This window comes from Bradyrhizobium sp. P2_E8, from assembly GCF_056403875.1.
Genome location: NZ_JBFUES010001065.1, coordinates 1 through 2,400 on the forward strand (window position 1 = coordinate 1; position 2,400 = coordinate 2,400).

Annotated in this window: 2 protein-coding genes; both read left to right on the forward strand. The window is 66.9% G+C overall.

The genetic code is table 11. The features are described 5' to 3' along the window. Nucleotides 1-722 (forward strand): L,D-transpeptidase family protein (locus AC1D00_RS36670; RefSeq protein WP_477014031.1); only part of this gene is annotated, 722 nt, incomplete at its 5' end. Nucleotides 723-1,007: 285 nt separating this feature from the next. Beyond that, a partial coding sequence (gene mepK / locus AC1D00_RS36675; protein WP_477014032.1) for a peptidoglycan L,D-endopeptidase MepK occupies nt 1,008-2,400 on the forward strand: 1,393 nt, incomplete at its 3' end.

The window sequence follows — 2,400 nt, forward strand, 5'->3', positions numbered from 1 at the left end:
CGGTCAACCCGACCTGGAACGTGCCGCCGTCGATCGTCTACAACGAATACCTGCCGGCGCTTCAGCAGGACCCGACCGTGCTGCAGCGCATGGGCCTCAAGCTCGAACAGAACCGCGACGGTTCGGTGCACATCTCGCAGCCGCCCGGTGAAGCCAACGCGCTCGGCCGCATCCGCTTCAACTTCCCGAACAAGTTCCTGGTCTATCAGCATGACACGCCGGACAAGAACCTGTTCGCCCGGGACGAGCGCGCCTTCAGCCACGGCTGCATGCGCGTGCAGAATCCGGATCAGTACGCCTCCGTGCTGCTCAACATCGCCATGCCGAACGAGAAGTACACGCCGGAGCGCGTGCGCAGCATGTACGGCAAGAGCGAGATCGACCTGAAATTCCCGACGCCGATCCCGGTCAACATCACCTACCAGACCGCGTTCGTGGACGATGCCGGCAAGCTGCAATTCCGCAAGGACGTCTATGGCCGCGACGCGACCATGATCAACATCCTGAAGAACAGCCGCGGCAAGGACCTCGAGAACATCGTCGCCCACTCCCAGCCGAGCTATTCGCGCCCGGCGACGACGCTGCCCTCGGGCGTGGCGGTGGCCAACAATGGCGGCGGCTTCGGCTCGTCCGGTCCGAACTTCTTCGAGCGGCTGTTCGGGGCGCCGACCCCGCCGCCGGCTCCGGTGGGCCGCCGGCCGCAGCGGGTGTTTACCCGCTGAGCCCTGCCCGGCCTCTTGTTTCCTGAAATTCTGCAATGAAATCAGCGACCCCGTCCCCTGGATGGGGTCGCTTAACGTTAACCACTCCCCCACCTGGCCTCGGGCAGCGGGCGTTTTTTTGCCACACTCAACCGGTTAGGTTTGTATTCTGACTTGGTTTGGGCGCGGGAAGGTCAACCTCGAATTAACCTTCTCGCTTTAAGAAAGCGTTCATCCTCTTTCGCGCGCTAACGGGGTTGGCGGGAGAGTCCATTTTGAACGCTCGTCGACTGGGTGGGCTCATACGTGCTGTCTGGACTCGCACGCCAATTCGCTGTGCTGTCGTCGTCCCATGCGGGAGTGAAGGCCGGATCCCGGATCGGCCTTGCTGCCGTATTGCTGCTTGCTGCCGCGGGTTCGGTCCATAACGCCGCCGCGCTGAACGAGACCAAGACGCTCTCCTTCCACCACACCCATTCCGGCGAAGACCTCACCGTCACCTTCAAGCGCGACGGCCGCTACGACGAGGCGGCGCTGAAGCAGCTCAACCACTTCCTCCGCGACTGGCGCACCCAGGACGAGACGGTCATGGACCGTCACCTCTTCGACATCCTCTGGGAAGTCTATCGCGACGTCGACGGCAAGCAGCCGATCCAGATCATCTCCTCCTACCGCTCCCCCGCCACCAACGCGATGCTCCGCCGCCGCTCCTCCGGCGTGGCGCGCTTCAGCCAGCACATGCTGGGGCATGCGATGGACTTCCACATTCCGGGCGTGCCGCTGGAGCAGATCCGCTTCGCCGGCCTGCGCCTCCAGCGCGGCGGCGTCGGCTTCTACCCGACCTCCGGCTCGCCCTTCGTGCATCTGGATACCGGAAGCATCCGGCACTGGCCGCGCATGACGCATGACCAGCTCGCCCGCGTGTTCCCGGACGGAAAGACGGTACATCTGCCGACCGACGGCACGCCGCTGAAGGGCTATGAGCTCGCCAAGGCCGAGATCGAGCGCCGCGGCAACGGTGACGATTCCGGCAGCAAGCCGAACTTCTTCGCCGCCCTGTTCAAGAGCAAGTCGGCCCCGCCCGCCGCCACCAGCGACGAGGATGACGAGGGCGCACCTGCCCCGGCCGCCAAGCCCGTGGCGCCCACCGTGGTCGCCGCCGCGGCCAAGCCGGCCGATCCGGTGCCGACGCCGCGCGCCAAGCCGCAGATCGCCGCCACGTTCCAGCTCGCCTCGGCCGATGCGCAGATCGTTGCACCGCCCAAGCCGAAGCCCGCGCCCGTGGCCGACAAGCCGGCCGCCGGCAAGCCTGAAACCCCGGCCGACATCATCAATGCCCGCGGCTTCTGGGACATCCCGGCTACGCCGCAGCAGGCGACGCCGGCGCAGGTCGCCGCATTGAAGGCCCGCCAGGCGCTTGCCGCCGCGACCGATCCGCAGCCGACCGCCAGTGTCTCCAACGCAGCCTATCAGGCGCTGGCCTATGCGCCGGCCGCCGCCTCCCCGGTCGACCGCGCCAACGTCGTCGCCGCCTCCGCGCCGATCCCGCGCTCCGCCCGTCCCGCCGCCGCGTCGCGCAACGTCGCTCAGGCAACCGAGATCAACACGGTGGTCGGCAAGAGCGTCGACGGCATGGTCGCAACCGCGACCCGGCTCTCCGCGGCCAAGGGCGAGAGCATCTGGCTCAAGATCGTCATGC